Source organism: Acinetobacter sp. ANC 4862 (genome assembly GCF_004336635.1).
Lineage (GTDB): Bacteria > Pseudomonadota > Gammaproteobacteria > Pseudomonadales > Moraxellaceae > Acinetobacter.
In genome coordinates this window covers 178,669-203,079 of sequence record NZ_SJXH01000001.1, presented here as the reverse complement: position 1 = coordinate 203,079, position 24,411 = coordinate 178,669, and the positions used below count along the sequence as shown (strand labels likewise).

Sequence of the window (24,411 nt, the reverse complement as noted above, 5' to 3'; positions counted from 1 at the left end):
CAATACTGCTTCAACAAATAGCCTGTTGTCTTTGGCAGTTACTCCAACAGTACTCGCTCGTCCGGGCAACAGATCCTTAATCTGTTGCCACTGATCATCTCTTAATGCATAGCGTTTAGTCATGAAAAAATAATGAGGACAGATTAGATTTTCTCAAGCTAATTGATGACAGGCTCTAGTTTTGAAGATGGATATTACTGTTTTTGTTTAACTTTATACTGTGTAAATTCAATTCTTGCCTAAGAAAGTAATAAATTTTTTTTGCGGTATATCAAGGTAAAAACAAATATATATTTCATTTAAATTCTAAGTTATACATTTATATATTAATTGATTGTTAATTGCTCATATTGAGCTATCTTATTTTAGTGACCTTGTTAAAATCTGCGCACTTTATTAGGTTGCGGTGTTTTTGTGTTCGAAAAGTTAGCTGAACAAAGTTTAAAAATGATGGGCTGGGAAATTGATAATCATTGGCCACTTGATTTGGATCAGTGCGTGATGATTGCTGCACCACACACTAGTAATTGGGATGCTTTATATGCCCGTTTAGCCCTAAAAGCTTTAGGGGTGAATGTCCGTTTAACCATTAAAGACAGTTATATGAAGCTTCCATTTGGGCCATTTGTACGTGCTTTGGGTGGCATCGGTATTGACCGTACACCAAAAGCAGAAGGGGAGCCGCGCCCAAGTATGGTTCAGGTGATGACTGATTTATTCAAAGACCATCCAAAATTAGTGATGCTGGTGACACCTGAAGCAACACGTGCAAAGCAAGAACAATGGAAAACCGGATTTTATCATGTGGCAACGGGTGCAGGTGTTCCTATTGCTTTGGCCTATATGGATTATGCCAAGAAAAAAACTGGTGTAGGGAAAATTGTATATCCTACAGGGGATTATGAAAAGGATATGGCCGAAATCATGGATTTCTATTCACAAATCAATGCGAAATTTCCAGAAAACTTTAGCGTTGATAAGCGTTATTATACTGAAGCATAGTTTTTAAAAGGACAGGGAACGTATCCTTGTCCTTCTAAAATATCAGTCAGATTTACCAATGATAAAATCATGCCTAGACGTCTCAGTATTCGCCAGTCAGCATGGGATTGAGCACTTTTTAGTGACGATCAAATCCTTAGAACAATAAACTTAACAAGATAAAATAAGTTTATTTATTGGGTGTTGGACTAATGCCACCTAAATGCTGGCAAGCCTCCTGATAAATGGCATATTGTTCCTTAATCACATCGCTTAATGGAACATCAAATAATTCTTCACCCTCTTTATAGCTTTGCACATACGATTCTGCTTTTTGGCGGCTAGAAGCGAGTGATTGTTCGTGAAATGAGGTAATGGAACTATGCGTCATTTGTGCACTTTCAATTTTATTGCATTGAAAGTACGCAAGCATTTTTTCGGCATGTTTGACATCGCGAGATGTGCCTAAGCTACAGCCTGTTAGCAGAATCATCCCTGCTAACAAAATCAAGGTTTTCATTTTTAGAAAAACTAGTGGAGACGATCAGTTATTGTATAAAATTTTCTCTAACATTCATGGAATGTAGAATATCAATTGCATGTTTTTTGATTAAATGAGATTTATCTCATTTTTTGGATCATCTTTTTAGGGGAGATTATTCCACCTCTCGGCATCTGATTTTTTAAATGATTTTTAAATATTTTCACAATCAATAAATTTACAGCAGCGTGCTGAAAATTAAAAAACCACCCGATGTAAATAATAGACTTAACACGGTATGTTTAAATTGCCGCTCTGAAATTTTATAAAATAATTTTGCCCCCAAGATAGCAGGGAAACTGACACTGACAAGCAAGAGAGCCATATAAGGTAGCAATTGTATTTCGAGTGTACCTTGTAGCAAATAGGCCAGTAGCGTAAAGAGCTGAATGCCAAAATTAAAATGCCGTAAAATATAGCGTTGCTCTTGTTTGGATAGGTTTTTCAGCATGACCCAAGCCGAAGGCAGTGAACCACAAAATCCGCCTAAACCACCCAGTATTCCCCCGATAAACCCCACCAGACTATCTGCAAATTTGCCTGTTTGCTGCAGTCGTGGAAATTGTGGATTGAAGAACATGATCGGGCACCACAACACTAAAAATAGGCCTAAAACCAATTTAAAGGTGTCTGGCTGAATGATATGCAGTAAATACGTGCCTACAGGAACACCGATAAGTCCTGCAATTAAATAGGGTAAAATCAGTGATTTATTTAAATGAGGATGCTTTTGCTCATTCGATAATGAAATAAGATGGCTCCATACTGAAGCAAACACCACCAAAGGTGCAGCAATTTGCGGAGAGAGTACCCAAACCCAGAAAGACATGGCAATGAGGGCAAAAGCAAAGCCGGTAAGTCCTTGTACAAAACCTGCGACCATTGCGCCAACAATAAATAACAACCAGGTCATAGGAATCAGTACAGATGAAAAGTCAGTAGTATTCAAAAGATAGCGAAAAAAACCAAGCTTATATTTATCTGTATTTCTGCAAATCTAAGTGGAACTTTGAATAAAAGGATTTAATAAGATATGTATTGGATATTTTGGCTATGAATAAAAAATAAATAAATCACTACAAGAGAGCAACAATGACTCCGTTCACTCTCCATTAAATCCTTTAATACTGAGATGGTGCAGTAAAGAGGTGATGAACATGATGAAAAAAGTGATATTACTTTCTGTATTGGCAGTGTCATTAACTGGCTGTGTTGTTGATCCTTGGGATGAGGATTATGGTGGTCATCGAGATCGCAACGGGCATTATGATCGACAACATGGTGACCGAGATTGGGATAACAAAGACCGTCATCATGACAGAAGCGATCACGATCGACACTACAATCGTTAAAAGGTCTATAAAACAGAACTTAAATTGACAAACTGCATTCGATAAAAAAGGATTCCTGAATGGAATCCTTTTTTATGGCTTCTAATTAAGCCATATTTTTTTGATATAAGCCTGCACGAACAGTTCCGGCTTTGGTCTGTTTAATTTGTTGCCATGAAGATGGAAGTTTGAGCTGATTTAAGTCCCGATCGGCTTCAACATAGATAAAAGCCTTATCCTTAATGAAAGGATCGGCAAGTTGAGCCAGTTCTTCCCATAAATCCAAACTATAAGGTGGATCTAAAAACACCAGATCAAATTGTTCTTTAAGCGTAGGCAAGACTTGTTGAGCGGTAGCGACTTTTAATTTTGCATGTTGACTGGTCACTTTAAGCAATTGCAAATTATCTGTTAAAAATGCAGCTTGAGTTCGATTTGGTTCAATCATCACCACTTGTGACGCGCCACGTGACAAAGCCTCAAAACTTAAGGCACCGGAACCCGCACACAAATCTAAAACACTCGAATTTTGAATGTCCCACATCAACCAGTTGAACAAGGTTTCACGCACACGATCCGGTGTAGGACGTAAACCATCAATACTGGCAAAAGCAAGTTGGCGGCGTTTCCATTCACCACCAATAATGCGGAGTTGATTTTTCATAGATCATTCACTCTCTACGGGTTGTGAGCTTGTTGATGGTGCGGTACTTGGCACAGTTTGAGTTGCAGGCTGTGCTGATTGAGGTTGATTGGTTGTGTTAGCATCAGCTGTCACTGGATTAATATCACTTGGCAATTCACCCGGTTTAATGCCTGCAGTCATTAAGCCGCCACTGATTTGATGAGTGGCTGGGCGGATTGGATTCTTTTTACGTGTCAATAACCAATAATCAAACATAGGGCGAGCCAATTGTGCCGCTGAACCACCGTGTTTACCATTTTCCCATACTACGGCAATGGCAATATCCGGATTTTCAGCAGGTGCAAAACCGACAAATAGACCATGGTCAAGTTGACGCTCGGTTAATAATGCTTCGTTATACTTTTTACCTTGGGCAATACTTTTAACCTGCGCTGTACCTGTTTTTCCTGCAATTTGATACATTGGGGTACGAATACCGCGACCAGTACCCGTTTGAATCACATCCACCATGGCATCGCGCATTTTGATCCAGTCTTCAGGCTGACCGTTAAACTGAATTTTTCCATCGGGTGCATTATGCACTTTATAAGGCTTGGCACCGTGACTTTCACGCAATACGTGGGGAGTAATATGCGAGCCCTGATTTGCGGTAATCGCGGTGGCCATCGCCAGTTGTAATGGGGTAGCAGTAAAGGCCCCTTGGCCAATACTCACCGAAATGGTTTCACCTTTCATCCATTTGCTTTTACGGGTGCGCATTTTCCAGTCTGGGTTTGGATATAAGCCGGTACTTTCACTTGGTAAATCCACGCCAGTTTTTTCACTAAAACCAAATTGGCGCATCCAGGCATTCATTTTCTCAATGCCCATACGATAAGACAGGACATAAAAGTAAGTATCACAAGACACCACTTGGGCTTTATGCATATTTACCGCACCATGACCACTTTTTTTATGGTCACGGAAACGGTGGCTGTCACCCGGCAAAGTGAAATAGCCAGGGTCAGAGATCGCTGTCGCCCAGTCGACATAACCATAATGAATGCCTCCTAAACCGAACATCGGTTTAATGGTGGAGCCGGGAGGATAAGCCCCTTGCACAGCACGGTTGTAAAGCGGTTGGTCAAGATTGTCCCGGAGCGCACTATAGTCAGTATTACTAATGCCAGTCACAAATAGATTCGGGTTGAAACTTGGACTTGAAACCAGCGCTAAAATTTCCCCGGTTTTGGGATTTAGTGCCACAATTGCACCCCGACGACCAGCGAGCTGTTCTGTCGCAACAACCTGTAAGCCATAATCAATCGACAGGTATAGGTCATTGCCTCGAACGGGATCTTTACGACCTAAATTACGCAGCACATTACCATGTGCATCGGCTTCAACAGATTCATTACCCGGCACACCGTGCAAAAGGTCTTCGTAGGATTTTTCGACCCCAATTTTCCCAATCAGGTTGGTTCCTGCATATAAATCTTTATCAATCGATTTTAATTCTTTGTCATTAATCCGACCGACATAACCAATCACATGCGCAAACAATTCACCATGCGGGTAATAGCGAGTCATTTGGGTTTCTATATTGACCCCGGGGAACTGAAACTTCACTTCACTAAATTTGGCGATATCGGTTTCAGTTAAATTTAATTTGAGTGCCACACGCTCGGTTTTTTTTGAGGTTTTAATTCGGCTGCTAAAACGCTCTATATCTTCTTGAGTCAACGCTAAAATAGGGATTAAACGTTTCACCGTATCATAAATATCTTTAACATCAGCACGTGAAATGGTTGCTGAAAACACCGGATAATTATCTGCAAGTAAAACGCCATTACGGTCATAGATATAACCACGTGCAGGCGCTAAGGGTTGCAGTCGAATTCGGTTCTGATCTGAGGCAGTTGAAAACTCGTCGTAATGTGCAATTTGCAAATACGCATAACGGGAAACGAGTAATAAAAGAAAGAATACAACAATCCCGACCGCGATAAACACCCGATTGCGATAAATGCGCTTTTCTTGTTGGACATTTTTTAAAGGAAAGTGCTGCTTCATACGCGATCGACTTACATACAGGAGAGTGGGAAAAACCGGTGGGCTATTCTAACGCATGTCATCATTTTTTGATATTTGTTCAGGTGAACAGATGGACTTGTTTAGCTTAAACTTTGACTTTACAGACATTAAAATTGTAGAGTGCAGTATATAAGAGTTCTGTTAATTCTGCTAAAGTCGAAATTGAAAAAAGGACTGTATTAAAAATAAAATTAGGGACAACCATGAAAATAATCACAAAGGCGTATTCTTTGTTGGCATTTTTTGCGCTAGCAAATGTGACTCATGCACAAGACAATCCGTATTTACCAGAAGCGAAATTAACACCCGAAAGTGCAAAAGCATGGAATGTTGGGGCTGGATTTACCCAGGAACTGATTCATATGAATGCTGAATGGGTTAATCCGTATGGCATTGCCTATGCAAAAGCAGGGGTATTCATAGATGATGATTATACAGCTGGCGGTCAGGTTGGATTTCGCTATCCCTATCATCTGACCGGTAAAGATAAAAATGGTTATTATGTCGGGGTTTATGCCGGACATATTGATAGTAAAAGTGTAGACAATGAACTCAAAGCACAGCTTGGTGCGGGCGTAGATTTAGCCTATGTCTTGTTAAGCAAGGAACGGATTAGTAGTTTTAGTATCGGGATTGGTGCGGGTGAAAAGTTAGAAGATAGAAATGGCAATGTGGTCGCTGAAACAGAGCCGAGAATACAATTTTCCTATACTCTAAGTATCTGTTTGTAGTGAAAATATTCAGTTTTATACGATTTAGTATTTGGTGATTAAAAATTAAAATGGATATTATGCATGCTTGAGTACGTCAACGAATTGTGGCAAACCTTCTTGAAACGCCCAGATTTCTGGGCAGTACTTAGCATTATTCCTGTTACTGCTTTTGTCACTTGGGCGCATGTGTGGATGGCGCTTAAAATGGTCTTTTATCCGATTACATTTTGGGGATTCCATTTAGGTCCATTACCGGTTGGCTGGCAGGGCATTGTGCCACGTAAAGCTGGCCGTATTTCAGGGATTATTACCGATAATACCCTGTCAAAACTGGGTTCATTGCGTGAATTCCTGGATGCGATGGATCCGGAAGATATGGCCCGGATCATTGGTGAGCAGGTCGGTTTTGAACTGGAACATCTGATTGATGAGATGATGATTGAACGCAATGCAGTGCTGTGGGAAAATTTACCTTATTCGATTAAGCGCCGTATTTATGCTCAGGCACATAAACAGTTGCCAGGAATCTTAAGAGAACTTGTGACTGAACTGACCATGAACGTCGAGTCACTTGTGGATATGCGTGAAATGGTGGTTCGCCAAATGGAAGGTGATCGCCGTTTAATGGTCAATATGTTTCTTAAGGTAGGTCAAAAAGAAATCAACTTTATTTGGCATATTAGCGCGTTAATCGGGATGTTCTTTGGTATCTTCCAGATGATTGTCTGGTTCGTTGTACCTTGGCATTGGACGGTTCCTTTCTGGGCAGCGGTTTGGGGTTTTCTGACCAACTGGATTGCGATCTGGATGGTGTTTAACCCTCTAGAGCCCCACTACGTACGTTATCCGCAGTTCTTTGAATTAACTAAAAATCGTAAGTTTCCTTGGGTAAAGCCGGTGATTCCACGTATGGGTATCTATAATATCCAGGGTGCGTTTATGAAACGCCAGGAAGAAGTGTCAGACGTTTTTGCCCGAGTCGTCACAGAAGACCTGATTACCTTAAAATCGATCATGACAGAGATGATGTATGGCGGGAAGAAAAACAAAACTCGTCGTATCGTTAAACGTCATATTAATGAAATTATGGAAACACCTCTGGTGAGAACCTCTTTACAGATCTCATTAGGGCCAAAAGAATACGCAAAACTCAAGACGGACTTGATCGATCGCTCGATTGAAATTACGATGGTGCCTGTATGCGACCCTGCGTTCAATGCGAGCCGTGCACAGAAAATCTATCAGATGTTTAGAGACCGTATTCTGGAGTTGACCCCGAGAGAGTTTCAAAATTTGTTACGTCCTGCTTTTCAGGAAGATGAATGGATTTTGATTGTTCTGGGTGGCGTAACTGGATTTATAGCGGGTACAATACATTTGTTTGTGGCTTTCTTATAATTAGATGCTGGAATACATGACGAATCAACAAATTCGGCATGAACAAGGCGTCATATACATTGTTAAATGAGGATGTTTTTTTATGCGCATTATATTACTCGGACCACCTGGGGCAGGTAAAGGTACACAGGCTCAGTTGATCTGTAAGCGCTACAATGTCCCACAAATTTCAACCGGTGATATGCTCCGTGCTGCAATTCGTGAAGGAACTGAATTAGGTCTTAAAGCTAAAAGCGTGATGGAAAGTGGTGGTCTGGTATCAGACGAACTCATCATCGGTCTTGTGAAAGAACGTATTGCTCAACCTGATTGTGTAAACGGTTGCATTTTTGATGGTTTCCCACGTACGATTCCTCAAGCAGAAGCTTTGGAAAATGAAGGCATTAATATCGACCACGTAATCGAAATTGATGTTCCTGACGAAGAAATCGTTCAACGTCTTTCAGGTCGTCGTCAGCATGCGGCTTCTGGTCGTGTTTATCATGTTGTTTACAATCCACCTAAAGTGGAAGGTAAAGATGATGAAACTGGCGAAGATTTAGTTCAACGTCCAGATGACCAGGAAGAAACGATTCGTAAACGTTTGGGTTCATATCATACTGAAACTGAACAATTGGTCGGTTTCTATCAAGGTCGTGCAGCTTCTGGCGAAAATGCACCGACTTATAACAAATTGAATGGTCTTCGTCCGATTGAAGAAGTTCAAGCCGATTTGTTTGCGATTTTAGATCAATCAAAATAATTGACCTGCCTTAGTGCGGTGAATGTTTTGACATTAAAAGAGTCCTAAGTCATATTAGGGCTCTTTTAATTTGTACGCTATTTTGAGGATGAACCCTTGCTAAAAATTGGCTTAATTGTATTGATGATTTTTTTGGGTATTGGGGTATTGGCTTTAATGGTTCAAAGTTTCAAATTCTTGCGTCGCGTACAAAAGCAAGAAGCTGAAGAAAATAAAAATAGCCAACCCGAGCGTCAGCTACATCCGAAACTGCAACAGAAAAATAAAGATCAAGACTGAATTTAGTTTTTATCTTCAATCATTTTCACTGGAATACTTTTCGCTGCACCAAATTCAAAACGATCTGGCCACTGACAGACATCCGCCACCACGCATTCATGACATTTCGGCTTACGGGCAATACAACAATAACGACCATGTAAAATCAGCCAATGGTGGGCATCGAGCATAAACTCTTTGGGAATGACTTTAACCAGTCGATGTTCAACTTCTAACACATTTTTTCCAATTGCCAGACCGGTACGATTGCCTACGCGAAAAATATGGGTATCTACGGCCATAGTGTGATGACCAAATGCGGTATTCAACACCACATTCGCTGTTTTACGCCCCACACCGGGCAATGCTTCCAGATCAACACGGTTATTCGGTACGATGCTGTTGTGCTTCTCAATCAGTATTTTACAGGCCTTGATGACGTTTTCAGCTTTGGCGTTATATAACCCAATGGTTTTAATATATTGCTTCAGACCATCAACACCGAGTGCATAAATGGCTTCTGGCGTATTGGCAACAGGAAACAGTTTGTCCGTGGCTTTATTCACGCTGACATCGGTGGCTTGTGCAGAAAGCGTCACAGCCACTAAAAGTTCAAAAGGACTGGCATAATTCAGTTCGGTTTTTGGGTGGGGTCTTTGCTCACGTAATCGCTCAAAAAATACCTGAATTTGTTTTTTAGTCATATTCTTTACAGGCATTGTTTACGCTCCTTGCAAAGCATTAAGCTGTTGATTGAGTTCATCTAATTGCAGACGTTTTTTTGCATCCTCACGCACACTGAGTTGTTTTTCTAATTTTTTGATTTGTGTGCGAATTTTTGCAAGTTCGATGGTTGATTTGGCATCTAAATGGACTGTTGGTTTAGCTTTGTTGTGGGTAATAACAATGTCTGGAACATTGTCATTTTGTGCTGAAAATTGAGCAAATAAGGCAGTATCAATATTGGCACGCACTACAGGACCTTTACGGTTTACGCGTCGTTTTTCCTCACGTTGAATATGTGAGTAATAGCGGTTTCTCAAATCATTTTGTTCCGCAATCCGCATGCTTTCATCAGGCGCTGCATGATGATCTGCAATCAAATCAATGCAGTCGACCGGACAAGGGGGAATACACAGTTCACAGCCGGTACACAGATCAGTCAAAATGCTATGCATGAGTTTACCCGAGCCAATAATGGCATCCACCGGGCAGGCACTGATACATTTGGTACAACCGATACATTCATCTTCGCGAATAATGGCTTTCATACGTTGTGGACGACCATCACTTTGAATTGGCCAAACACTTTCTTCTGCTTTCAGTTGTGCACGACCAAGTAAATGGGCTAGGGCATCGGCAACAGGTTGCCCCCCTGGGACACATTTATTGGCTTCTTCACCCTCGCTGATGGCTTTTGCATATGGTAAACATCCATCCCGATGACCACATAAGCCACATTGGGTTTGAGGGAGGAGGGCATCAATATTTTGGATGAGAACAATTTGCGAATTCATGTATAAACCACGACTGCTGAAGAAATAGCAGCATACCGAAAGAAGATTAAAACGAAGAAGATGATTTTAGCATGATTTAAGCCTTTAATCTTATGCGCGAAAATGGCGCTATAAGCGCATTATTATTGGGCGAAAAGATAACAAAAACAGTAAGACAGCGTCGCTTTGGTGACAAGATAAAAAATAGTTATAATTAAAATAAATATATGTTATTAAATATTATTTACGTTTTTTTAAAAAAAAGTATTGTACTATGGTTACAAAAGCTATTTAATATTTTGCGCCAAAAATTATCATTTTTTGAAAATTTGACCAATTTTGATCCATCTTTCTGCTGAGGATTAAGTGTTGAAATATAACAGCCTTAACGACTTCCTAGATTACGTTAAATCACGTGATGCACATCAACCTGAATTTCTACAAGCTGTAGAAGAAGTAATGACTAGCCTTTGGCCGTTCATTGAAAAGAACCCAGAGTATGCTGATCATGGTCTACTTGAACGCTTAGTTGAGCCAGAACGTGCAATTCAATTCCGTGTTTCTTGGGTTGATGACAAAGGTCAAACACATGTGAATCGTGCATTCCGTGTACAGTACAATTCAGCAATCGGTCCATTCAAAGGTGGAATGCGTTTCCATCCATCAGTGAACCTTTCAATTCTTAAATTCTTAGGTTTTGAACAGACATTTAAAAATGCCTTAACTACACTCCCTATGGGTGGTGGTAAAGGTGGTTCAGACTTTGACCCTAAAGGTAAGTCTGAAGGCGAAATCATGCGTTTCTGCCAAGCATTGATGATCGAGCTTTATCGTCACTTAGGTTCAAACACAGATATCCCAGCGGGTGATATTGGTGTGGGCGGCCGTGAAGTTGGCTACATGGCCGGCATGATGAAGAAATTGAGCAATGACACTGCTTGTGTATTCACAGGTAAAGGTCTGACTTTCGGTGGTTCATTGGCTCGTCCAGAAGCAACCGGCTTCGGTACAGTTTATTTCGCTGAGGAAATGCTGAAAACTCGTGGCGACTGCTTCAAAGACAAAGTGGTAACGATTTCAGGTTCTGGTAACGTTGCACAATATGCTGCTGAGAAAGCAATGTACTTGGGTGCGAAAGTGGTTTCACTTTCTGACTCTGCGGGTACAGTTCACGTTAAAGATGGTTTCACTGATGCACTTCTTGCTGAAGTAATGGAACTTAAAAACGTTAAACGTGGTCGTATTTCTGAATTTGCGTCTAAACATGGCTTTGAATACTTAGAAGGTCAACGTCCATGGGGTATCAAATGTGATATCGCGCTTCCATGTGCAACTCAAAATGAGTTGGATGCTGACGATGCTGCTGCTCTTCTTGCAAACGGTGTAATCTGTGTTGCTGAAGGTGCAAACATGCCTTCAACTTTGGCGGCTGTAGAGAAATTCGTTGAAGCGAAAATTCTTTATGCGCCAGGTAAAGCATCGAATGCCGGTGGTGTTGCAACTTCTGGTCTTGAAATGTCTCAAAATGCGATTCGTTTAGGCTGGACTTTTGAAGAAGTTGACGAACGTCTACATGCCATCATGAAAGAAATTCACCGCAACTGCGTTAAATACGGTACTAAAGAAGATGGTTCTGTAAACTATGTTGATGGTGCGAACATTGCTGGCTTCGTAAAAGTTGCTGATGCGATGTTGGCTCAAGGCGTATTCTAAGGATATATTTTCTTGAATATAAAAAAACCGATGCTCAGGCATCGGTTTTTTTATAGCTGAAATAAGCAAAATTATTTTACAGTGGCACGTTCTACAGTCATGTCGTGCACATACGCATATTTAGACTGATCGGCTGCCGGATGTTTAATTTCATAACGCTTCACCCGAATCACTTGGCGTTCAGCAGGATTATGCTCAAAACCTTCAATCTGATCGTAAAATAAAGTCCAGTCTTTATCGACTTGCGTTTTGACGCCACTGTCGTTGTATTTGAGTTCATGGACTTGTAAACAGGTTTGTGGTCCAACACCGGTACAGGGTTTAGTTTCAGGTGAAATTTCCAGGAAAATGGTTTCTGCCTGAGCGTTATATTTTGTTTCAGGTATCATTTTCCCCATGAAAACATATTTTTGACCGCTTGCAGAAATGACCGTTAAAGTTGGATTTTGCGGATCTTTTAAATCCAAAACGAAAGGGGCTTTACGATTGTCAAATAAATCTTTAGCGACACTTTCTTGTTGCATGGCTTTTGGTTCACAGGCCATTTGAGTTGCCATTAAATGATCAGTCACAATCTGATTATTTTCTATTTTCCAGCTGCTTCCCATGCCATTACAGCTGGTAGAAATACCAAGACGACCTTTGTCATCAAAATTTATTACGAGAGGCTTAGGTGCGCTCCCTGTAGTGGTGCTCCATTGATACGAAGCAAGGGTTTTATCTGCATTTTGTTGTTGCAGTACTGACATGGCAACATCTCCAGCTTTTTGAATATCACCAGATTGACAAGCTGCAAGCGTGAGTGGGAAAAGGGCAATCGCTAAAAATTTAAGTTTCATTTAAAAAGTACTTGGTTTTGAAGAATTTTTATGAGGATATCGTATTGTTATTCAAAAAATATGGATACATTCTGATGAATTGAGTATCAAAATGTATCCATAACTAAAATTTTGTTGTTTGTTGATAAAAAGTTATGAATCAATCAAAACGGTATATATCCATACCGAGCGAACCCATACTGAAGCTACTATGTACAATACTAAAACGATGACCCGTTCCCATTGCAAAGAAGAGGGGGGCAAAGTGTTCTAAGGTCGGATGATTACGTTGCACATAAGGAATAGTTTGCCAATCCAGTACTGCTTCATAATCGTCATGGTTCAGTTTGTTGACCACATAATTACGGAAAGTAGAGGCCCATTCGGGTACATCCGCAGGTTCACCCCGCCAAGCAAGCTCAGCCAGGTTGTGGGTAATGCTACCCGAACCAATCATCAATACCTGTTTTTCACGCAGTGGAGCCAGGGTTTGAGCAATTTTATAAATATCTTCAGCAGACAGGTTCATGGGCAATGAGATCTCAACTACAGGAATGTCTGCCTCGGGATACATATGCAGTAACGGCATCCATACCCCATGATCACGAGGGCGGGTGCTATTGGCATGCGCAGCCAAGCCTGCATTGGCCAAAAGATGTAAAATTTCTTCAGCCAGTTCGGGCTGTCCGGGCGCAGGGTAGCGCATTTCATAGAGTTCAGCTGGAAAGCCACGAAAGTCATGCCAGGTTTCAGGACGTATACTGCTACTGACTTCTAGGGCATTACTTTCCCAGTGTGCCGACATCACAATAATCGCCTCAGGTTTAGGCAAGTTTAAACTTAAACGCTGTAGCGCTGGACCTACTTGCTCTGGATTAAGCGCAAGCATGGGAGATCCATGTGAAATAAATAAACCGGGTAAAGTTTGTAAATTCATGATGGTGCGCCTAATTCAAATAATATCGATTGGAGTTGTAATGGTTATGATGCCAAAAAGAAGATATGGAATAAATAGAGTTCATTTCAACATGTTGTTGCATAAATGAAACGATGAAAAAACGAACTCTATTATTTTCACATCAGGACAAAAAGTTAACAATGACGCTATTTCAGCTTTCTAAAAAACTACCATGAATCATTCAATCTACTGATTTAACCTGCCCGATGGTAAGGATGATTATTATTAATACTCATTGCGCGGTATAGCTGCTCAATCAGCATCACTCGAACCATCGGGTGGGGCAAGGTTAACTTGGACAGCGACCAGTGCCATGCAGCGGCTTTACGCACCGCTTCAGAGTGACCATCTGGACCACCAATTGCTAAAACCACATCATTGCCTTCTAGCATCCATCCTTTCATGGTTTCAGCCAGCTTTTCGGTACTGAATTCTTTGCCACCCACTTCAAGTGCAATCAGGGTCTCATTGTGCTTCAGTGCATTCAGAATGCTGTCACCTTCAATCTGGCGATATTTTAAAATATCCGCTTCTGAATCATTTTTCCCGCGTTTTGCCATGGGTAATTCAATAATCTGAGTCTGCACAAAAGGCTGAATACGTTTGAAGTAATCTTCAAAACCGGTGAGTACCCAGGCTGGCATTTTTTGACCGATGGTAATAATACGGATTTTCATAAGATTCGATGATTTGAAAGTCATCTTTATTATAAACGTTAAAACTAGTTTTCCTTATTTTGCGCAACAAATTGCAATTGAAAAGTCGAACGAGATGCTGCTTTAATCTTCAGCAATGGATTAAAGATGAATAATAAGAGAGGAATGATAATAAATGCGATTCAAAAATAATCGAAATTTAGGCTTATGGTTGAGCACTTTTCTTGGCACTCTTTTTTTAACGACTTCGACCTGGGCATTACCGAATGTAACACCGGCGAGTACCGATAATTTAAAGGTCTATCTGGAGCAAATTATAGGCGAGCAGGCACATCGTCATTATAAAAATACAGCAGAATTACAACGCGTTTCTGCATGGATTAAAGAACAAATGCATTTGTTTGGTGTTCCATGCCAGTATCAAAATTATTCGGTGAATGGTTTGGGTTATCGAAATGTCGTGTGCACCTTAACGGCCGGTCATTCTGACAAAGTGATTGTCGGTGCGCATTATGATGTGTTTGGGGAAACTCAAGGAGCAGATGATAATGCTTCTGGTGTTGCAGGGGTGATTGAAACGGCACGCATTTTAGCGCAGCAAAAATCGCAGCTCGCAAATAATGTGGAATTTGTATTTTATACCTTGCAAGAACCGCCATTTTTCAAAACCGAGCAGATGGGAAGTTATATTCATGCCAAATCGGTTCAGATGCAAAAAGATCAAATTCGAGGGGTCTATATCTTGGAGATGATTGGCTACTATGATGAAAATCTTGTGCAGCAATATCCCGTGGGTTTGAAGTGGGTTTATCCCAGTCATGGTAATTTTATTGCCGCAGTGAGTAATCTACAGTCCTATGAGTTGGGGATAAATTACTGTGAATCGATGCTGATATTTAATCGTTTAGAATGTCAGAGAGTGGCTGCACCGTCTTTTGTGTCAGCAATGGAATTTTCTGATCATGTGAATTACTGGAAATTTGGGATTCCTGCCATGATGATTACCGATACTGCTTCTTTTCGAAATAAGCATTACCACACCCATGGCGATAGTTTGAAAACACTGAATATTGGAAAAATGGCCAATGTGGTAGACGGGCTGGCTTATAGTTTAATGGTTCAATCTGACTGATAAAGAACGCATAAAAAACGCAGCCCCTTAATGGATACTGGGACTGCGATCAAAAGGTCATCCACCTGGAGATGTAGATGACCATTCACATAACTTGTTAATCAGAAACTTACAGCGCATCTGTGTCTCTATAATAATAAATGAGGGTCAGATGTATATTTTTCAAGCTTATGCTTTACTAATATAGTAAAACTTTTCATCATAAAAAAAGAGAGCCGAAGCTCTCTTTTTTGTATCGAAATGCGATTAATGACGTGCAGCTTTGCCTTCTGCAACCGGTTTTACAATCGGATTTTTTGGCAAAGGTTTCGGTGTTTCGATTAAGGCAAATGGCAAGATCTCATCGATACTTTTCACTGCTTTAATTTCAAGACCTGCTTTCACGTTATCTGGAATTTCCACCAAGTCACGAACGTTCTCTTGAGGGATGAATACCAGTTTAATGCCACCGCGATGTGCAGCTAAAAGTTTCTCTTTTAAGCCACCAATACGCATTGCACGACCACTCAGGTTGGTTTCACCGGTCATGGCGATATCAGCGCGAACTGGAATGCCAGTGAAGGCAGAAATCAACGCAGTCGTTAATGCCAAACCTGCAGATGGACCATCTTTCGGGGTTGCACCTTCAGGTAAATGCACATGGATATCGGTTTCTTCAAATCTTGAAGCCTCAATACCGAGTGCATCTGCACGGGTACGAACCACAGTCATTGCAGCGGTAATGGACTCTTTCATGACATCACCGAGTGAACCGGTGGTAATGAATTTACCCTTACCTTTTACCGCAGCAACTTCAATCGAAAGTAATTCACCACCGACTGAGGTCCAAGCTAAGCCATTGACACGACCCACTTGCGCTTCTTCTTCTGCCATACCGAAGTCGAATTTGTGTACGCCTAGGTAATCAGACAGGTTTTCAGCAGTCACATCGATATGCAAGTTCTTGGCTTTTTTGCTCACCGCTTCTTTCACGACTTTACGCGCAATTTTTGACACTTCACGTTCAAGGCTACGTACACCCGCTTCGCGAGTATAACGACGCACGATGTCACGAATGGCTTCTTCATGAATGGTCAATTCTTTAGCACGTAAACCGTTGTCCTTAATGGCTTTCGGAACCAGGTAACGTTCAGCGATATTGACTTTTTCCTCTTCGGTATAACCCGGTAGACGAATCACTTCCATACGGTCAAGTAAAGCTTCAGGAATATTCATGCTGTTTGCGGTACAGATGAACATCACTTCAGAAAGGTCCAGATCAAGATCAAGATAGTGATCGTTAAACTTGCTGTTTTGTGATGGATCAAGTACTTCAAGCAAGGCAGAAGCAGGGTCGCCACGGTAGTCTTGCGCCATCTTGTCAATTTCGTCGAGTAAGAACAGTGGGTTCTTTACGCCTACTTTTGTCAAAGACTGCACAATTTTACCTGGCATCGCACCAATGTAGGTACGACGGTGACCCCGGATTTCCGCTTCGTCACGCACGCCACCTAAAGCCATACGCACAAATTCACGACCTGTGGCTTTGGCAATCGATTCACCCAGTGAAGTTTTACCTACCCCTGGAGGACCAACCAGACAAAGAATTGGACCTTTAAGTTTTTTAACGCGTGATTGAACAGCCAGGTATTCAACAATACGTTGTTTAACTTCATCCAGACCGTAATGATCTGCATCCAATATCTCTTGTGCTTTGTTCAGGTTAATGCTGACTTTGCTGGCTTTATTCCAAGGCGTATCTAAAATCGCCTCAATATAATTGCGCACCACAGCAGCTTCACTTGAAGCAGGTTGCATTGCTTTTAGCTTGCGGAATTCAGATTCGGCTTTTTTACGCACGTGTTCTGGTAAATCAGCTTCTTCAAGACGACGTTCAATTTCAGCAACATCATCTTCAGCACCGCCATTCATGTCGGAAAGTTCACGCTGAATCACCTTCATTTTTTCATTCAGGAAATATTCGCGCTGGTTTTTCTCCATCTGGCGTTTTACCGAGTCATGCAAGGTTTGTTCAATCTGTTGTTCTTCAGATTGTTGTAACAAATAAGTCATGAGCTCAGTCAAATGTGCTTCAAAGTTATCCTGTTCCAGAAACTTTTGTTTTACATCGATATTCAACGGGACACGAGTGGCCACGAAGAACAACAGTTGTAATAAATCATCGATTTTATTTGCAGCAGTAATCAATTCACGTGCATTACGTAATTTTGCTTCTGCATATTGTGCAAATAAAGCACGCAGTTCTTGCACACGTGTTTCTTGAGACGCAGCTTCAACATTAACTGTCATCGGGCTAATCGCATGTTCAGCCGATAAATATTCATCGTTGTCGATGATTTTTACCAGTTTAGAACGCTGTAAACCCTCAATGAGTACTTTTATACAGTTTTCATCATTTTCATGATTCACAACTTGCACAATCTTCGCGACAGTACCGTATTGATATAAGTTGTCGTGATCAATTTCTTCTGTAAGAGAATCTTGTTGTGCAACTACAAATACGAGATTGTCACTGTTACGAGCCACGTCAACTGCTTTGATCGATTTTTCACGACCTACAAATAACGCAATTTGCATGTGAGGATAAACCACCACATCTCGTAGCGCTAAAAGCGGTAGTACGCTTGGAACCTGTGTAGCTAAGGTTTCTTGATTCATAATAATTTCAGACATGGGCACTCCTAATGAGTAACAACGGTGTTGCCATATTTTTATAGTGAAGTGTATTTCAAAAATTACAAGGGTAGGGACAATGAAAATGTATAAAAAATGAGTAAATATGTGATTTTAAAGTGTTCCTAGTCGTCAAAAATACCAGTTTAGCGTTTGAAACGTAAATATTTTGAGGGTGTAATCAAGGCATCCAGTGGTTGATCCCAGATTTCCCGGTGTAAGCGTTGTTGAATAAGTTGAAAGTCATGGGCAATCCCTAAACGAAAAGGGATTTTTTTTGCACTGGCCAAGGTTCTGTCGTAGAAGCCGCCACCCATGCCTATGCGTGTGCCATAAATGTCACATGCGAGTAAGGGTATGATTAACAGGTCGAGTTTAGATACATGTAAGCCACGACCCGCCGCCGGTTCTTTCATGCCAAGGGGATGATATGAAAATCGATTGTTTCGGTATTGGTGTTGCGTGATTTTGACCCAGTGCAATTGCTTATTTATGTTGCAAATCATCGGCAGATAAACATCTTTATGTTGTTTAAAACAATATTCAATGATTTGTCTGGTCTGAATTTCACCAAAGGCATGCAGATAAATGCCAATTTTTTTTGAATGCTGAAAAGATTTTAGACGGATGAGTAGCAGGAGTATTTTTTGTTGAGATTGTTTGTGTTGAAAGCTGGAAACGGCTCTACGTTGATGTCGAAGTTGTTTGCGTAAAATTTTTAAATCCACTGACATCACTTATTTGTCCCCAAAAAATACAAAAATATTCATCGAAAATGGAGTTTACCTGTTTTTAAGTTCTTTCAAAATCGGACAACTGCTTTCATTGGTGGTTTTACATTCATCCACCCAACTGCTTAAACGGGTTTTTAGCGCCTGTAATTCCTGAATTCTTTGATCGATTTTTTCTAGGCGTTGCTCAATGACCTGTCTCACTTGTGCACGATCATCGAGTTGAAGTTGCAGTAATTCCTGTATTTCACTGAGTTGCAAACCTGCATCTTTGCCTTTTTGAATAAAGCTTAAGGTTTCAATGTCTTTGTCATTGTAATAACGATAACTCTGCGTGGTTTCAGGCACGCGCATTAAACCGATGCGTTGATAATAGCGAATGGTTTCGACATTGACATGACACTGTTTGGCCAGTTTTCCGATGGTGAGCATAAAATATCCTCAAATGACTTGACTCTGTACTTGGGTACAGACTTTATGCTAACACAATGCAAGAATAAAATAGGTGAGTCGGATGAATGAGCAACAAAAATCTTCCTGCTGTGCAAAACAGGATTCAGTCCTTGAATTAGTGAAAATTGATCCAGTCTGTGGAATGAATGTTCCGGAAAGTTCAGAACATTATTTTGAATATCTGGGCAAAAAATATTTATTTTGTTGTGATGGCTGTAAACAAAAGTTTATTAAAAATCCTGAAGCTTACCTTCAAGACACCAAGCCTAAATCAGGCTGTGGCTGTGCAAATAAAGCTAAAGTTGTAGCGGCTTCATCTTCATGTTGTGGCAGTCAAAAAGCTGAAGCAGAGCAATATATTGATCCGGTCTGCGGCATGACCGTGACAGATTTGTCCAAACCGCATACCGAATATTTGGGACAGAATTATTATTTTTGCTGTCAGGGCTGTTTAAATAAATTTCAGGCCAATCCAGAACAATATTTGGCAAAAGAATCTGCGAAAACTTCGGGTTGTGGTTGTGCATCGCAGCCTAAAACCGCAGAACAAAAGAGTTGTTGTAGCGGCACAGATTCAAAAGCTGGATTAGAGATGCAAACCACCGTCACTGATCCAGTCTGTGGCATGCAGGTCAAAACGGATTCTAAATGGCATAGCCAGTTTGAATCAAAAGATTATTATTTCTGTTCAGAACGCTGTTTAACTAAATTTACCCAACAACCTGAACAATATCTGCAAACTCAGCAAAAAGCATCCTCTTGCTGTGCTTCACCAGCAAAAGCGGCAGTTGAAGAAAAGAAATCCAGCTGCTGTGGCGGAGCGCATCCGTCATCAGTACAGAGTTCAGAGATCGATCCAGTCTGCGGTATGTCGGTGGATATTTCAACCGATTTAAAAACAGAGTATCAAGCTAAAACTTACTATTTCTGTAATCCGTCTTGTTTGGAAAAATTTAAAGACGATCCGGAGTTTTATCTTATTCCAGCGGATCAGCGTCCTGTACCTGAAGGCGCGGCGGATATGGATTATACCTGTCCCATGGATCCTGAAATTGTGCAAAAAGGACCGGGAACCTGTCCAATCTGTGGTATGGCTTTAGAGCCGATGCAACCGACCTTAAATGATGCACCGAATCCTGAACTGGTCGATTTCAGTCATCGTTTCTGGATGACGTTGCCACTGACTTTAATTGTGTTTGTATTAGCCATGGGTTCGCATATTCATGCCTTTATTCCGCAGCATATTCAGCCGTGGATTGAACTGGTTTTATCTATTCCAGTCATCCTCTGGGCTGGGAAACCCTTTATTGAACGTTGCTGGACTTCTTATAAAACCCGCAACTTGAATATGTGGAGCCTGATTGGGGTCGGGGTGCTGGCGGCATTTATTTACAGTATTGTGGCGACAGTTTTTCCATCCCTGATCCCGATGCAGGCGAAAACAGGTCATGGGGTCGCCGTGTATTATGAAGCGGCCTGTATGATTGTGTCCTTGAGTTTGCTTGGGCAAATCATGGAGTTAAAAGCCCGTGCCAAAACTGCTGATGCATTAAAATCATTACTGAAACTGCAACCGCATACTGCAAAACTGGTGCAGCATGATCAGGTGGTGGAAGTAGATGTTGGCATGGTGAAACAAGGCGATATCCTGCAGATTTCTTCAGGGGATCAGATTCCACTCGATGGTATTGTGGTGGAAGGCAAAACTTATGTCGATGAAGCCATGATGACGGGTGAACCTGTACCGGTGAAAAAAGAAGTTGATGACCGGGTGATTGGCGGTACGGTGAACCAGCAGGGGAGTATACGTATTCAAACCATGGCAGTGGGTGCCAATACCACTTTGGCGAAAATGATTCAGACTGTGGCCGAAGCACAGCGCTCCAAAGCGCCGTTACAAAGACTCGCCGATGTATTTGCCAAATATTTCGTCATTATCGTGCTTGCAATTAGTGTGTTGACCTTTATTGCCTGGATGGTGTTTGGCAAAACACAGTTTGATCTGGCGTTAATGTGCGCAGTAGCTGTAGTCATTATTGCCTGTCCATGTGCTCTAGGGCTGGCAACTCCAATGTCGGTGATGGCGACCACAGGTCGAGCAGCGCAAAAAGGCGTGCTGTTTAAAGATGCAGAAGCGATTGAAGCTTTAAGTAAAGTCACGACTTTAATTATTGATAAAACCGGGACCTTGACTGAAGGTAAACCGAGCCTGAAAGAGGTTAAACTGCTTTCAGATACAGTTCAGCAAACGCAGGTGGAACAATGGATTGCCTCGATTGAACAGTATTCAACCCATCCGATTGCCCAGACTTTAACCAAGCTTGTTCCCCATGAGCAACTGCTGAAAGTCAGTGATTTTGAAGATGTCACCGGTTTTGGGGTGAAAGGGCAGATTGAAAATCAAATATTGTATGTGGGTAGTCAAAAACTGATCGATCAACTGGGCTTAAAGTTAAATGAAACGATTCAAGCACAACTTGATCAGCAACGATCTAAAGGCAACGTAATTAGTTTCTTAGCCAATGCGCAAGAAGTTTTGGCCTATATCTCGATTCATGACGCGATTAAACACAATGCGCATCAAGTGATTGATCAACTGATTGCCGATGGCATAGAAGTGGTCATGGCAACAGGTGACCATGAACAAAATGCAAAACTGGTTGCGGCTGAGCTGGGAATTCAGCAGGTCTATGGCAACTGTACCCCGAATGAAAAATTAGACATCGTGAAAAAATATCAGGCTAAAGGAAAAGTTGTGGCAATGGCGGGTGATGGTATTAATGATGCACCGGCACTTGCTCAAGCCAATGTCGGGATCGCGATGGGTAATGGTACCGATATTGCCAAACAAACAGCTCAGGTGACTTTAGTGAAAGGGGATATTCGTGGTGTGGCGGATGCCATTCATATGGCGAAACTGGGCGTGAAAAACATGAAGCAGAACTTGGCATTTTCTTTTGTCTATAATGGTTTAGGTGTGCCAGTAGCTGCAGGAATTTTTTATCCTTTAACAGGTTTGTTGTTGACCCCGATGTTTGCAGCTGTAGCGATGTCACTCAGTTCTTTGTCAGTAGTCATCAACGCTTTGCGTCTGCAAAAATCTCGATAATGTAATATTAGAAGTGAAGTGACGTACCCAAGATGCAAGTCTTGGGTATTTTTTTACATAAAATATCAATGAAAATAGCTTAAAGACAATGAGATTGAATAATAAAATTATTTAAAATATAAAATGTATGAAGAAATATTGTAATAAATAATGCTGAGAATAATAAAAAACACTCCGAAGATGCCGCTGCATGTCATTACCCTGAACCCGAAGAAGTTCAAGGTGGACGCGACGCATACTTGCTGGGTTTCCCATCCGAAGATGGGCATACACTCTAAATATGCAGAACACAATCCGTAGATTTAAGTATCGGCAGGGATATAGACGCGCTGGCGAACACCTCAGAGATAGAGTAAGTATAACCAATAATCACGTATTGGCAAATCATCCGTGTGCAGGAACTGTAAACTTAGATTTCAACTGCCGATACTTTACCCAATTTTAAGAAAAATTAAGCCAAATCATCCACATCTTCTAAAATGGTCGCCAACAAGCGTTCGCAGTGGGCATATTCTTGCAATGATTTATTCATCGCCAGAACCTCTTGCATCAGCTCTAAAGCCACCATAATAATCAGTTTAGTCGGCTCTAGACGTGGGGCTTTACGACGAAAATCATCATATTTTTCATTTAACAATTCAGCCGCACGTTCCAGATCAGCCTTTTCAGTTTCAGTGGTGGCTAAACGGAAATTATGTCCCAATACCCGCAATTCAACAGCAATTTGTTCACTCATGCTTAAATGTCCTCATTGGCTTCTGTTGGGTGAGCAAGTTGTTGAATTTCTTGCGCGTGCTGATCTTGAGCAGTCCCCAAAATGGACAAGCGTTGAATAATCGCTTCCACTTTGGCCTTGGCATGTTCATTTTTTTGTAACAATCTTTCTCGTTCTTGCTGTAAAGTTTGAATTTCCTGTTGAGCAAGACGTTGTTCATTTTGCATTTTTTCTTTAATGACACGTAATTCATTACGTTCAGCCAGAATTTCCTGAAAACGGTTTTTAAGATCGGTACAACTTTTTTCCAAACGACTATAACGATCAGCTAAAGAAGTCGCATCCGTGTTCAATTGCTTGAACTGGGAGCGTGCATCACTTAATTGCTCGCTAAGATCGTCTATTTCTTCTTGTTTTTTGGTGATAATGCCGTTTTTTTGTACAATTTGGGCATGATGATGTTCGGCAGAATTTTCTTTTGCCGCGGTGAGTGCACTATTTTCACTTTCATAATGCGTAAGTCGCGTTTTTAAAACGCCAATATGCGCCTGTAGACGCTGTAATTCTTCTAACATATGGTAGTCGCACAGTATTGCAAACAAAGGTAATATATACGAAGTATAGAGATTGGATAAACGAATGCAAGACGATATTTCAGGTTGGTCGGAATGGCACCACAATTTTTCAAAAATTGAAGAGATTTCAAGCCCTAGTGAGTTACATGGGTTACTTACGGGTATTATTTGTGTTACTCAGGCACCCACCAGCGATGAATGGCAACAAATTTTAGCAACCCTTGAAATTCCAGCATTGGAGGAACAAGTTCTGAATTTGCTCGCAGATGAAGCGGAAGATATTTCTCATGCTTTATCGGATGATGAACTGGACTATTTACCCCTGCTTCCTGATGATGAGCACGTTCTTGCGGATCGTGTACAAGCGTTGGCAGACTGGTGTGCCGGGGTGGTACTCGGTTTCGGTCTGGCTTCAGGTCATATCCGTCCAGATGAAGTCGAATGGATTGAACATCTTCAAGATGTTGCAGCAGTCGAGTTTGAAGAATCTGACGATGATGAAGAGGGCGAAGCAAGCTATCAAGAACTGTATGAATTTGTGCGCTTGATTCCTGTTAGCTTGTCATTGGGACGCAAAAAAGTAGAAATTGCAGAAACCCCATTGCTGAAAAAGCTTCAGCCTCAATTGAAACGCGCAGCTTCAACAGATGCAAGCAGTGTTGTAGAAATGTTTACCCCACATCGTCCGAGCTAATTCGG

At 41.2% G+C, this 24,411-nt stretch carries 24 protein-coding genes, 1 other RNA gene and 1 pseudogene; 10 read left to right on the top strand and 16 right to left on the bottom strand.

Going from position 1 to position 24,411, the window contains the following annotated elements:
• Positions 1-123, bottom strand: a pseudogene (locus E0409_RS00920) (IS5/IS1182 family transposase); the annotation flags it as partial.
• Between the two features lie 291 nt (positions 124-414).
• Between E0409_RS00920 and E0409_RS00915 the strand changes: the two are divergent.
• Positions 415-1,002 (top strand): 1-acyl-sn-glycerol-3-phosphate acyltransferase, encoded by a 588-nt coding sequence (locus E0409_RS00915; protein ID WP_131286668.1) that lies wholly within the window; start codon positions 415-417, stop codon positions 1,000-1,002.
• A gap of 169 nt (positions 1,003-1,171) precedes the next feature.
• On the opposite strand, the gene E0409_RS00910 is transcribed toward E0409_RS00915, so the two are convergent.
• The gene (locus tag E0409_RS00910) at positions 1,172-1,501 is read right to left on the bottom strand and encodes a hypothetical protein (protein WP_131286666.1); all 330 of its coding nucleotides are present in this window, start codon (positions 1,499-1,501) and stop codon (positions 1,172-1,174) included.
• Between the two features lie 199 nt (positions 1,502-1,700).
• The gene (locus tag E0409_RS00905) at positions 1,701-2,435 is read right to left on the bottom strand and encodes a sulfite exporter TauE/SafE family protein (protein WP_131286684.1); all 735 of its coding nucleotides are present in this window, start codon (positions 2,433-2,435) and stop codon (positions 1,701-1,703) included.
• 244 nt (positions 2,436-2,679) lie between these two features.
• Between E0409_RS00905 and E0409_RS00900 the strand changes: the two genes are divergently transcribed.
• The gene (locus E0409_RS00900; protein ID WP_171458768.1) at positions 2,680-2,874 is read left to right on the top strand and encodes a hypothetical protein; all 195 of its coding nucleotides are present in this window, start codon (positions 2,680-2,682) and stop codon (positions 2,872-2,874) included.
• Positions 2,875-2,959: 85 nt separating this feature from the next.
• On the opposite strand, the gene rsmD is transcribed toward E0409_RS00900, so the two are convergent.
• Both rsmD and mrdA read right to left on the bottom strand, forming a co-directional pair.
• Positions 2,960-3,517, bottom strand: coding sequence for a 16S rRNA (guanine(966)-N(2))-methyltransferase RsmD (gene rsmD, locus E0409_RS00895; protein ID WP_131286662.1), 558 nt, complete (start codon positions 3,515-3,517; stop codon positions 2,960-2,962).
• 3 nt (positions 3,518-3,520) lie between these two features.
• Complete coding sequence (gene mrdA / locus E0409_RS00890) at positions 3,521-5,551, bottom strand: penicillin-binding protein 2 (RefSeq protein ID WP_131286660.1); 2,031 nt, start codon at positions 5,549-5,551, stop codon at positions 3,521-3,523.
• Between the two features lie 233 nt (positions 5,552-5,784).
• Here mrdA and E0409_RS00885 point away from each other — a divergent pair, with 233 nt between their 5' ends.
• The 4 genes from E0409_RS00885 (at position 5,785) to E0409_RS00870 (ending at position 8,704) form a co-directional block, all read left to right on the top strand.
• On the top strand, positions 5,785-6,303 hold the full coding sequence (locus tag E0409_RS00885) for a hypothetical protein (protein WP_131286682.1): 519 nt from the start codon (positions 5,785-5,787) through the stop codon (positions 6,301-6,303).
• Between the two features lie 63 nt (positions 6,304-6,366).
• The gene (locus E0409_RS00880) at positions 6,367-7,683 is read left to right on the top strand and encodes a DUF445 domain-containing protein (RefSeq protein ID WP_131286658.1); all 1,317 of its coding nucleotides are present in this window, start codon (positions 6,367-6,369) and stop codon (positions 7,681-7,683) included.
• 82 nt (positions 7,684-7,765) lie between these two features.
• Positions 7,766-8,425 carry an adenylate kinase gene (adk, locus tag E0409_RS00875; RefSeq protein WP_131286656.1) on the top strand — a complete coding sequence of 220 codons (660 nt, stop codon included), beginning with the start codon at positions 7,766-7,768 and terminating at the stop codon, positions 8,423-8,425.
• 96 nt (positions 8,426-8,521) lie between these two features.
• Entirely contained in the window at positions 8,522-8,704 is a 183-nt protein-coding gene (locus E0409_RS00870) for a hypothetical protein (RefSeq protein WP_131286654.1), read from the top strand.
• A gap of 2 nt (positions 8,705-8,706) precedes the next feature.
• Here the strand turns inward: E0409_RS00870 and nth are convergent, their stop codons facing one another.
• The gene (gene nth / locus E0409_RS00865) at positions 8,707-9,402 is read right to left on the bottom strand and encodes an endonuclease III (protein WP_131286652.1); all 696 of its coding nucleotides are present in this window, start codon (positions 9,400-9,402) and stop codon (positions 8,707-8,709) included.
• Between the two features lie 3 nt (positions 9,403-9,405).
• Complete coding sequence (locus E0409_RS00860; protein WP_131286650.1) at positions 9,406-10,200, bottom strand: RnfABCDGE type electron transport complex subunit B; 795 nt, start codon at positions 10,198-10,200, stop codon at positions 9,406-9,408.
• Positions 10,201-10,545: 345 nt separating this feature from the next.
• Between E0409_RS00860 and gdhA the strand changes: the two genes are divergently transcribed.
• Positions 10,546-11,892, top strand: a complete 1,347-nt coding sequence (gene gdhA, locus E0409_RS00855) for an NADP-specific glutamate dehydrogenase (protein ID WP_252151755.1) — start codon at positions 10,546-10,548, stop codon at positions 11,890-11,892.
• A gap of 71 nt (positions 11,893-11,963) precedes the next feature.
• Here gdhA and E0409_RS00850 read toward each other — a convergent pair whose 3' ends face one another.
• The 3 genes from E0409_RS00850 to rlmH form a co-directional block, all read right to left on the bottom strand.
• Positions 11,964-12,731 (bottom strand): DUF4377 domain-containing protein, encoded by a 768-nt coding sequence (locus tag E0409_RS00850; protein ID WP_131286646.1) that lies wholly within the window; start codon positions 12,729-12,731, stop codon positions 11,964-11,966.
• Positions 12,732-12,870: 139 nt separating this feature from the next.
• Positions 12,871-13,647: a dioxygenase family protein gene (locus tag E0409_RS00845; RefSeq protein ID WP_131286644.1), complete on the bottom strand. Its 777-nt coding sequence runs from the start codon at positions 13,645-13,647 to the stop codon at positions 12,871-12,873.
• A gap of 215 nt (positions 13,648-13,862) precedes the next feature.
• Positions 13,863-14,345, bottom strand: coding sequence for a 23S rRNA (pseudouridine(1915)-N(3))-methyltransferase RlmH (rlmH, locus tag E0409_RS00840; RefSeq protein WP_067724067.1), 483 nt, complete (start codon positions 14,343-14,345; stop codon positions 13,863-13,865).
• 154 nt (positions 14,346-14,499) lie between these two features.
• On the opposite strand from rlmH, the gene E0409_RS00835 reads away from it, so the two are divergent.
• Positions 14,500-15,456: a M28 family peptidase gene (locus E0409_RS00835; protein ID WP_131286642.1), complete on the top strand. Its 957-nt coding sequence runs from the start codon at positions 14,500-14,502 to the stop codon at positions 15,454-15,456.
• A gap of 246 nt (positions 15,457-15,702) precedes the next feature.
• On the opposite strand, the gene lon is transcribed toward E0409_RS00835, so the two are convergent.
• The 3 genes from lon to E0409_RS00820 all read right to left on the bottom strand — a co-directional run bounded on the left by lon (position 15,703) and on the right by E0409_RS00820 (position 19,292).
• Positions 15,703-18,129: an endopeptidase La gene (lon, locus tag E0409_RS00830; RefSeq protein ID WP_131286639.1), complete on the bottom strand. Its 2,427-nt coding sequence runs from the start codon at positions 18,127-18,129 to the stop codon at positions 15,703-15,705.
• A 146-nt stretch (positions 18,130-18,275) separates the two neighbouring features.
• The gene (locus tag E0409_RS00825; protein ID WP_131286637.1) at positions 18,276-18,863 is read right to left on the bottom strand and encodes a 5-formyltetrahydrofolate cyclo-ligase; all 588 of its coding nucleotides are present in this window, start codon (positions 18,861-18,863) and stop codon (positions 18,276-18,278) included.
• Between the two features lie 48 nt (positions 18,864-18,911).
• Positions 18,912-19,292, bottom strand: coding sequence for a MerR family transcriptional regulator (locus E0409_RS00820; RefSeq protein WP_131286635.1), 381 nt, complete (start codon positions 19,290-19,292; stop codon positions 18,912-18,914).
• 82 nt (positions 19,293-19,374) lie between these two features.
• On the opposite strand from E0409_RS00820, the gene E0409_RS00815 reads away from it, so the two are divergent.
• Positions 19,375-22,422, top strand: a complete 3,048-nt coding sequence (locus E0409_RS00815; RefSeq protein ID WP_131286633.1) for a heavy metal translocating P-type ATPase — start codon at positions 19,375-19,377, stop codon at positions 22,420-22,422.
• A 167-nt stretch (positions 22,423-22,589) separates the two neighbouring features.
• Here the strand turns inward: E0409_RS00815 and ssrS are convergent.
• The 3 genes from ssrS to E0409_RS00800 form a co-directional block, all read right to left on the bottom strand.
• Positions 22,590-22,773: non-coding RNA, 6S RNA (ssrS, locus tag E0409_RS00810), on the bottom strand.
• A 100-nt stretch (positions 22,774-22,873) separates the two neighbouring features.
• Complete coding sequence (locus E0409_RS00805) at positions 22,874-23,158, bottom strand: cell division protein ZapA (protein ID WP_067724073.1); 285 nt, start codon at positions 23,156-23,158, stop codon at positions 22,874-22,876.
• Positions 23,159-23,160: 2 nt separating this feature from the next.
• The gene (locus E0409_RS00800; protein WP_131286631.1) at positions 23,161-23,712 is read right to left on the bottom strand and encodes a hypothetical protein; all 552 of its coding nucleotides are present in this window, start codon (positions 23,710-23,712) and stop codon (positions 23,161-23,163) included.
• 64 nt (positions 23,713-23,776) lie between these two features.
• On the opposite strand from E0409_RS00800, the gene E0409_RS00795 reads away from it, so the two are divergent.
• Positions 23,777-24,406: a UPF0149 family protein gene (locus E0409_RS00795; protein WP_131286628.1), complete on the top strand. Its 630-nt coding sequence runs from the start codon at positions 23,777-23,779 to the stop codon at positions 24,404-24,406.
• Positions 24,407-24,411: the final 5 nt, after the last annotated feature.